General features: G+C 59.3%; 7 protein-coding genes. 3 read left to right on the top strand and 4 right to left on the bottom strand.

Features of this window, described 5'->3' with window-relative positions; all coding sequences use genetic code 11:
* Positions 1–216: 216 nt before the first annotated feature.
* Both AB5164_RS09135 and AB5164_RS09130 read right to left on the bottom strand, forming a co-directional pair.
* Positions 217–1128, bottom strand: a complete 912-nt coding sequence (locus AB5164_RS09135; RefSeq protein WP_347478227.1) for a hypothetical protein — start codon at positions 1126–1128, stop codon at positions 217–219.
* A gap of 152 nt (positions 1129–1280) precedes the next feature.
* Positions 1281–2696, bottom strand: a complete 1416-nt coding sequence (locus tag AB5164_RS09130; protein ID WP_368148008.1) for an MFS transporter — start codon at positions 2694–2696, stop codon at positions 1281–1283.
* Positions 2697–2901: 205 nt separating this feature from the next.
* Between AB5164_RS09130 and AB5164_RS09125 the strand changes: the two genes are divergently transcribed.
* Positions 2902–3312: a peptide deformylase gene (locus AB5164_RS09125; protein ID WP_368143233.1), complete on the top strand. Its 411-nt coding sequence runs from the start codon at positions 2902–2904 to the stop codon at positions 3310–3312.
* 74 nt (positions 3313–3386) lie between these two features.
* Here AB5164_RS09125 and AB5164_RS09120 read toward each other — a convergent pair whose 3' ends face one another.
* On the bottom strand, positions 3387–4907 hold the full coding sequence (locus AB5164_RS09120; RefSeq protein WP_368143234.1) for an aminotransferase class I/II-fold pyridoxal phosphate-dependent enzyme: 1521 nt from the start codon (positions 4905–4907) through the stop codon (positions 3387–3389).
* 162 nt (positions 4908–5069) lie between these two features.
* Positions 5070–5927: a LysR family transcriptional regulator gene (locus AB5164_RS09115; protein ID WP_368143235.1), complete on the bottom strand. Its 858-nt coding sequence runs from the start codon at positions 5925–5927 to the stop codon at positions 5070–5072.
* A gap of 118 nt (positions 5928–6045) precedes the next feature.
* Here AB5164_RS09115 and AB5164_RS09110 point away from each other — a divergent pair, with 118 nt between their 5' ends.
* Positions 6046–6957 carry a DMT family transporter gene (locus AB5164_RS09110; protein ID WP_368143236.1) on the top strand — a complete coding sequence of 304 codons (912 nt, stop codon included), beginning with the start codon at positions 6046–6048 and terminating at the stop codon, positions 6955–6957.
* Positions 6958–7096: 139 nt separating this feature from the next.
* Positions 7097–8601 (top strand): KUP/HAK/KT family potassium transporter (locus tag AB5164_RS09105; RefSeq protein ID WP_368148006.1); only part of this gene is annotated, 1505 nt, incomplete at its 3' end.

The raw sequence follows: 8601 nt of genomic DNA, 5'->3' as shown, positions 1-8601 counted from the left end.
GGCCCCGCCGACCGATTGCAGGCGGTCGGCGGGGCCATTGTGGCTCTTGACAGCGGATTGGGTCATATGAGCGAGCGCCTCCCAGAGCGAACAAGTTGGCATGAAAAAGGCAGGGCATAGACCTTCTGGTCATGCCCTGCCTTTTGAATGACAAATTGTCGCTCTGGGAGGCGCGCAGCGTCAACTAGTTACGCGGTTCGTAGAACCGCGTAACCCCTAGAAGCGGTTGCCGCGGAAGCCGCCGCCGTTGCGGCCGCCACGATCGCCGCCGCGACCGCCGCGGTCGTTACCGCGGTTGCCGCCGAAGCCGCCACGGTTGCCACCGCGATCGCCATAGCCACCACGGTTGCCACCAAAGCCGCCGCGACCGCCACGGTCGCCGCCACGGTCACCAAAGCCGCCACGGCCGCCACGATCGCCACCGCGACCGCCGCGGTCGCCACCACGGCCACCGCGTTCGCCAAAGCCGCCGCGACCGCCGCGGTCGCCGCCACGGCCACCGCGATCGTCACGACCGCCGCGAGGACCGCGGTCCTCGTCCAGGCCCATGGCGACGAGCGGAGCGATGACCTTATCGAGAGCGGCCATCAGCTCGGTGGCCTCCTCGTAAGAAAGCTCAGGCAGGAGCTTCTCCTTCTTGTTGGCAAGCTCGACCAGGCCCTCAGCGGCATCCTCGGCAGCGAAGACAACGATCTTGCGCATATCGCCCTCGGCGTCGTCGATGCGGCCAACCAGATCGGCAGCCTCGGCCTCGGCCATCAGGCCATCGAGCTCACGAAGGCGCATGCCCAACAGGTCGGACATTTCCTTCTGCTCCATCTTGGGCTTGAGGTCAAGGAGCTTGATGGCGCGCTCGATGTTCGCCATGCGCTCGGCCTTGGCCTCCTCCTCTTTGGAAATAGCAAAGCGACGGCTACGCAGCAGGCGGGCGGCCTTCTGCATCTTGTCCATCAGCTCTTCGTCATCGTAATCAGCGGCGGCCTCGACAACCTCGGCCTCCTCCTCGGCGGAAACCTCGTCAGCAGCCTCAACCTCGGCAGCTTCGGTCTCCACGGTCTCGACTGCCTCGACCTCGGCAGCCATGGTCTCGTTCTCGGTCTCGTTCATAATCTCTTCGTTCTCGGACATGAGACTCCTTCTTGGCCCTCTCGGGCATCATCGCCCCATTCGCGGGGCCCGTCGCGCACTCTTTGCGCTTTAAACATTCATGCCTCTCGGCAAAACGTCCATTAGTTTATGGTGTCGCCATCCAATCTAGCTGCAGAATCTATGTGCACACATTAATGCGACATGTGCGACTCGCGGCGAGCGTACACAACCGATACCACAAATCCGACCAAGGCAATTACAGCCGCCACACGCACGGCAGCTGCAAATCCAATCGCCTGGGCAACGTCCGTCGCAGCGCCAGCGACACCGGCAGTCGCCGCAGAACTCGAGAGCAGGCCGATAAACAGCGACGGGCCAAACGATGCGGCAATCATGTTCCACGTGTTGAGCAATGCCGTTCCGTGAGGATGCTCAGCGGCGGGCAGCGTCTCCAAGCCGGCCGTTTGCGAGGGGCTCAGCACCAAACCGACTCCGGCATACACCACAACGGTCAGCGCCACGACGACGCCGATGTTCATGCTTGCCGCCGTCATCGAGATGGCAGTCTGTCCCACGGCAATCAGGGCAAAGCCGACCGGCAGCAGCGGCCATGCGCCACGGGCGTCCATCACACGTCCTCCCACAATCGAGGTCACGGCGTTGCAGGCAATCGCCGGCAAAATGAGCAAGCCCGCAACAAGTGCTGTCATTCCGTATGCGCCCTCAAAATAGAGCGGCAACAAAACGCTCATCGAGAACGTCGTCATCATCGACACCACCACAAGCAGGCACGCAGGCCAAAAGCGAACGCTCGCCATGGGACGCACGTTAAGCACCGGATGTTCGAGCTTGAGCTGACGGGCGGCAAACAGGCCGAGCAGTACAATGGCGGCGAACAGCGCCACGATACCGGCAATCAGATTGGTCGAGAACTCGCCTACGGAATACACAAATGCCATAATGCCGGCCGCGAGCAAAACAACCGACAGAATATCAAGCGTGGTGTTCGAACGCTCTCCGACATTCTGAACAAGCTTAACGCCCGCCGCTGCGACCGCAATGCCGCCCACCAGCGGCACTACGAACACCGCCCTCCAGCCAAACAACGTGCACATAAGACCGCTGATCACGGGTCCAAACGCCGGCCCCAGCGTAATGCAGGCACCACCCAGGCTCAGATACAGACCGAGCTTCTCACGCGGGGCACAAGACAGCACCACGTTCATCATGAGCGGGAACAAGATGCCCGATCCCGCAGCCTGCAAAATACGACTTGGCAGCAAAACGCTAAACGACGGAGCGACCAGGCACAGGGCTTCGCCGGCGACCATGCATCCGCATGCGAAAAACAGCAGCTTGCGCGTCGAGAAACGGCCGGACAGGAAGGCCATGATGGCCGTAAAGATCGACGTCACGATCATGTAGCCCGAAACGAGCCACTGCGCCGTGGTGGCACTCACCGAAAAGGCCGCCATAATGTCGTGCAACGCCACGTTAATGATGTTCTCGTTAAACGCGGCGACAAAGGCTGCAATATACATTACGACGAGAAGCGCCGCAGTGCCCGATGGCGTTACTCTAACTTGTTGCTGAGATTTGCTCCCCATGCATTTCCTTCCTCTTGGAACGACAGTCGCATCGCCCCAGAGGAACAGTCCAGGGCGAAAAATGAGCCCTAGACTTACGCCAGACGCCGTACACGACGAGTCTGACAACATGGTCCAACGTCGAAAGATTGTAACGCGGACGCACAGCTTTCCTTCCGCGCTATTATTAAAAGTCCACGAAAGCATAAGACATGAGGAGCCCGCCATGATCAAGCCCATCATGAAATCCGAGTTCTTTTTGCGTCTTCCTTCCGAAGACGCGGGACCCGACGACGCCGCGACCGGGCAGGACCTCCTGGATACGCTCAACGAACATGAGCACGAGTGCGTGGGCCTCGCCGCCAACATGATCGGCGTGCGCAAACGCATCATCTGCGTAAAGGACGGCACCAGGGCGCTCCTGATGTACAACCCTCAAATTCTTGAGCAGGTCAATGCCTATCAGACGAGCGAAGGGTGCCTCTCGCTGATCGGCGAGCGTCCCTGTACCCGCTATCGCCGCATTAAGGTTGAGTATTTGGACGAGAACTTTGTCCGCCGCATCAAAAACTTCTCGGGCTACACCGCCGAGATCATCCAGCACGAAATCGACCACTGCAACGGAATCGTTATTTAGTTCCGCCGATTCAAGAAAGCTCCCCGCAGCCAAGCAACTGCAGGGAGCTTTCGATTGTATGGGGCCTCTATCCCTTAGCTCTGGCGGTAATGATCGAAGAAATCGGCGAGGTCTTCGAGCGACTCTTTGAGCACTTCCATACGCGGCAGGTACACGATGCGGAAGTGATCGGGCTCGGCCCAGTTAAAGCCGCCGCCGCGCGTGATCAGAATCTTCTTCTCGTGCAGCAGGTCGAGGGCAAACTGCTCGTCATCGGTGATGTTGAACTTTTTAACATCCATCTTGGGGAAGATATAGAACGCCGCGCGCGGCTTGACCACCGAGATGCCATCGATCTTGTTGAGTGCCTCATACACAAAGTTGCGCTGCTCGTAGACACGACCGCCGGGACGGATGTAGTCGTTGACCGACTGATGGCCACCGAGCGCCGTCTGGACGATCGACTGGGCCGGCACGTTGGAGCACAGGCGCATGTTAGAGAGCATGTTGATACCCATAATGAAGTCGCTCATGCAGCGCTGGTTGCCCGAAAGCACCATCCAGCCAATACGATAGCCCGCGATCATGTGCGACTTGGAAAGGCCGCTAAAGGTAACGCAGGGCAGATCGGGAGCGAGCGAGGCAATCGAGACGTGCTCGTAGCCGTCCATGCACAGACGGTCGTAGATCTCATCGGCAAAGATCATCAGCTGATGCCTGCGCGCAACCTCGACGATGCCCTCGAGCACCTCGCGCGGGTAGACCGAGCCCGTGGGGTTGTTGGGGTTGATGATGACGAGGGCCTTGGTCGCGCTCGTGATCTTGGACTCCATATCCTCCAGGTCGGGATACCAATCCGCCTGCTCATCGCATAGATAGTGCACGGGATGACCGCCGGCGAGGGTTGCGCACGCCGTCCAGAGCGGATAGTCGGGGCTGGGGATCAAAATCTCGTCGCCATTGTCGAGCAGAGCGTTCATCGAAAGCTGAATGAGTTCGGACACGCCGTTGCCCGTGTAGATATGCTCCATCTGAACATTGGGCAGGCCCTTGATCTGCGAATACTGCATGATCGCCTTGCGCGCAGAGAACAGGCCGCGCGAATTGGAATAGCCTTCGCAGTCGGGCAGCTGCTGGCGCATGTCCTTGATAACCTCGTCGGGCGTGCGAAAACCGAAGGGCGCCGGGTTGCCGATATTGAGCTTGAGGATGCGCTCGCCCTCGTCCTCCATACGGGCAGCCTCGTCGACGACGGGACCGCGCACGTCATACAGGACGTTATCGAGCTTGGTGGATTTAGAAAAAGTACGCATGGTGGTGCTCCTTGGAATTTGAGCTGAGAGACTAGGTTCGGATTTGGCAACGTTATGGGACGAGGACGTCTCGACTTGATCGGCGTCACTGGCGAGCAGCCAGGAAACATCGACCTCCAAAATACGGGCGAGCAGCTCTGCCACATCGCGCCGCGGGATCGTCTTGCCGCTCACATATTGGCTCATCTGACTCTTGCCGAGTTTTTTGCCGAGCATCTCCGATGCGCGGATTACATCCGACTGGCGAACGTCGCGATCGGACATGGTCTGTCGCAGGCGATCGCTAAACGTCTCTTGGGCCATTAGAACCTCCTTGCTGGCAAAGTTCAATTTATAGAACACAAATTGAACCTGAGTTCAATTTAGGCAGCAGTATAGCGCGGCGCATTATCCGAAAGTTCAATTTCATAAGAAAATGTACCGAACCCCGAGAATTGTCCCAAAGTAGACAACAGGTACGCGCTTTTAGAGATATTCAAGGAAACGAGCCGCCGCAAGCGAAACGTCAGCGGTGCGGTATATGGCGTTGATCTGCCGATGAGGATGTCCCTCGAGCGGGCGCACGGCAACATCGAACTGGCAGCGGCGCAAGATGAGCGCCGGAAGAATGCTCACGCCCAGATCGTCCTCGACCATGGCCATAATCGCATAATCATCCCAGGTCGACAGCTTAGAGCGTACCGCCAGGCCCGCGCGGCGAAACAGCGGCGTAATCTCGTCGTCGCTACCGCGTTCCAGCAGAATAAACTGCTCGTTGGCCAAATCGGCAAGGGAAACGACCTCCGCGGTAGCAAGCGAGGAGTCCGCTGGCACCACGGCCATCAACTCATCTTGCACCAACGGCCGCGACGCCATGCCGGCGCCGCGTGGTTCGCGCGGAATAAAGCCCAGGTCGCAGCGACCTTCCGCCACCCATTGCTCAATCTCGGAGTAATCACCCATCAGCAGCTCGTAATCGACGTCCGGGTGATCGGCGCGAAAGTGCGCGATCACCGGCGGCAGCACGTGGGTCGCCACACTCGAAAACGTACCGATGCAGATCTTGCCGCGCATGAGCCCACGCATCTCATCCACCCGTCGCTGTAGGCGGCCAAACTCTTCGCATAACGCCTCAACTGCCGGCATGACCTGCCGCCCGTCGGCAGAAAGCACTACGCCCTCGCGGCTGCGATCAAGCACCTTAAAACCCCAGTCTGCCTCAAGGTCGCCCACCATGCGGCTCACGCCCGACTGCGAATAGCTCAACCGCTCTGCAGCACGCGTAAAGCTGCCGGCACGCACCGTCTCGAGCAGCACTTGCATCTTTTGGATATTAGTCTCCACGGCACGTCTCCACCTTTGCATGAGTTTTTGTCATGTTTGCCATGCATTATATTCGCTTTTCTTCTAAAGCCAGTTCACCCATAGTGAACATGCTCAGATATAGAGGGGATGTCAGCGCATGAACAACGGACTGTTTACGTACTTAGCAGCATTGCTATTGTTTGGTTCCAACGGCATCATCGCCGCCGCCATCGCGCTGCCGAGCTCCGATATCGTGCTGCTGCGCACGTTTTTGGGCGCACTCTCGCTTGTCACCATCCTCGCCATCACCCAACGCCATAAGTTGCAGGCGCCATATCGCCCCCGCGAAGCCGCAGCACTCCTTCTCTCGGGAGCCGCGCTGGGCGCCAGCTGGATTTTTCTGTTCCGAGCCTACCAGACGATCGGCGTCGGCGTTTCCTCGCTGCTGTACTACTGCGGCCCCATCATTGTCATGGCGCTCTCCCCGCTCATCTTTGGCGAAAAGCTGACCGGCGGCAAAATCGCCGGCTTTATCGCCGTCGCTTGCGGTGCTTTTCTCATTGCAGCGCAAGGTCTAGGCGGCAATATGCCCATTGCTGGTATCGCCTGCGGCATCGCCTCGGCATTTTGCTATGCGCTGATGGTCATCGCCAGCAAGGGTGCGCCACACATCGAAGGCCTCGAGAACTCCGCGCTCCAGGTGAGCGCCGCCTTTGTGACCGCGCTGGTCCTCACGCTCATCACGCAGGGCGCTCCCTCATTCCTGTCCGCCGGCGTCGCCGCCAGTATTGATTGGCGCGCCGTCGTCATGCTCGGCGTCGTCAACACCGGCATCGGTTGTCTGCTCTACTTTAGTGCTGTCGCCAAGCTGCCCGTCCAGACCGTCGCGGTCGTCGGCTACCTCGAGCCGCTTTCGGCCGTCGTGTTCTCCGCCGTTCTTTTAGGCGAAGCCATAACACCGGTCCGCCTGATGGGCGCCGCGCTTATCATCGGCGGCGCGATTTTTTGCGAACTCGCAGGCAAACGCGCAGGCGCCAAAGCGGGCATCGCCCAGGCGGCACGTGCTTAAAAGCCCCCACTTTGAAATGCTACCTGCGTATATGAATAATCCTCAGCTGGGGATTATTGTCTAAAACATCCCGATGTGCCAAACTGCTCTTATATGTATAAAGATGGCATAAAGGTCTACTGCCCTTGGCAGAGACCAGATGTCTAAGGGAGTCCACGTGGCACACAACAAACTTGAGGCAAGCCCCCAAGACCAGCGTGGTCAAGGCGGGCATGGGGCCATCCCCCTCTCCGCTGGCATGCTGCTCGTAACGCTCGGCGTCGTCTACGGTGACATCGGCACGAGCCCCATGTACACCATGAAATCAATCGTCGCCAACAACGGCGGCATCGGTACCGTCAGCGAGGACATGATCTTGGGCGCGCTTTCGCTCGTCATCTGGACCATGACGCTCGTGACCACGGTCAAGTACGTGGTAATCGCCATGAAGGCCGACAACCACAACGAGGGCGGCATCTTCGCCCTGTTTAGCCTGGTGCGCAAAGTGGCACCATGGCTGATCCTACCTGCCATGATCGGCGGCGCGGCGCTGCTCGCCGACGGCATCCTCACCCCCGCCGTCACGGTTACCACAGCCATCGAGGGCCTGCGCACTATCGAGTGGGGCCATGCGCTTTTGGGTGACGGCCAGACCAACGCCATCATTATTACCATCATCATTATCTGCGGCCTATTTGCCATGCAGCGCGCCGGCACCTCGTCGATCGGCAAGCTGTTCGGCCCGCTCATGACGCTGTGGTTCCTGTTCCTGGCAGGCGCCGGCCTGTTCAACATGCTCGGCAACCCGTCCATCCTACGCGCGCTCAACCCCATCCGCGGCATCATGTTCCTGTTCTCGCCCATCAACCACTCGGGCATCATGGTGCTCGGCTTCGTCTTCCTGTCGACGACCGGCGCCGAGGCGCTCTATTCGGACATGGGTCACGTGGGCAAGGCTAACATTTACGCATCCTGGCCGTTCGTAAAGGCAGCCCTCATCCTTAACTATCTGGGTCAGGGCGCTTGGCTGCTCGCCAATAACTCCAATCCCCAGATGCTCGCGATGGATATCGTCAACCCGTTCTATATGATGCTCCCCGAGCCCCTGCGCCCCTTTGCCATCGTGCTTTCGGCCGTGGCGGCCATCATCGCCTCGCAGGCGCTCATCACCGGCTCGTTCTCGCTGGTATCCGAGGCAACCCGTCTCAATCTCATGCCGCATCTGCGCATCCACTACCCCAGCGACACTAAGGGCCAACTCTATATTCCGCTCGTCAACAACATCATGTGGGTCGGCTGTATCTTCATCGTGCTGCTGTTCCAAAACTCCGAGCGCATGGAGAGCGCCTACGGCCTCGCCATTACCGTGACCATGCTCATGACCACGACGCTTTTGACGAGCTACATCGCCGGCATCCTCAAACACAAGCTGGGCGCCTGCGTCTTCGCCCTGCTCTTTGGTGCCATTGAGCTGTGCTTCTTCGCTTCGTGCCTCACCATGTTCTTTGACGGCGGCTATGTGATGATCTTCTTGGCCTCGCTGCTGTTTGGCCTTATGTACGTGTGGCGCCGCGGCACCGCCATCGAGCGCACGCAGACGATCCTGCTGCCCGTCTCCAAGTACATTGACCAGCTCGGCCGCCTGCGCAACGACGAGACCTACCC

It is taken from the genome of Collinsella aerofaciens (genome assembly GCF_040915425.1).
Classification (GTDB): domain Bacteria; phylum Actinomycetota; class Coriobacteriia; order Coriobacteriales; family Coriobacteriaceae; genus Collinsella; species Collinsella aerofaciens_BW.
The sequence above is the reverse complement of the archived record's forward strand: the minus strand, read 5'-3'. Positions and strand labels throughout refer to the sequence as shown.

Excerpts from the sequence above, each read along its gene's own strand:
- AB5164_RS09110 (WP_368143236.1), top strand. The coding sequence starts at position 6,046 with ATGAACAACGGACTGTTTACGTACTTAGCAGCATTGCTATTGTTTGGT.
- AB5164_RS09125 (WP_368143233.1), top strand. The coding sequence starts at position 2,902 with ATGATCAAGCCCATCATGAAATCCGAGTTCTTTTTGCGTCTTCCTTCC.
- AB5164_RS09120 (WP_368143234.1), bottom strand. The coding sequence starts at position 4,907 with ATGGCCCAAGAGACGTTTAGCGATCGCCTGCGACAGACCATGTCCGAT.
- AB5164_RS09130 (WP_368148008.1), bottom strand. The coding sequence starts at position 2,696 with ATGGGGAGCAAATCTCAGCAACAAGTTAGAGTAACGCCATCGGGCACT.
- AB5164_RS09135 (WP_347478227.1), bottom strand. The coding sequence starts at position 1,128 with ATGTCCGAGAACGAAGAGATTATGAACGAGACCGAGAACGAGACCATG.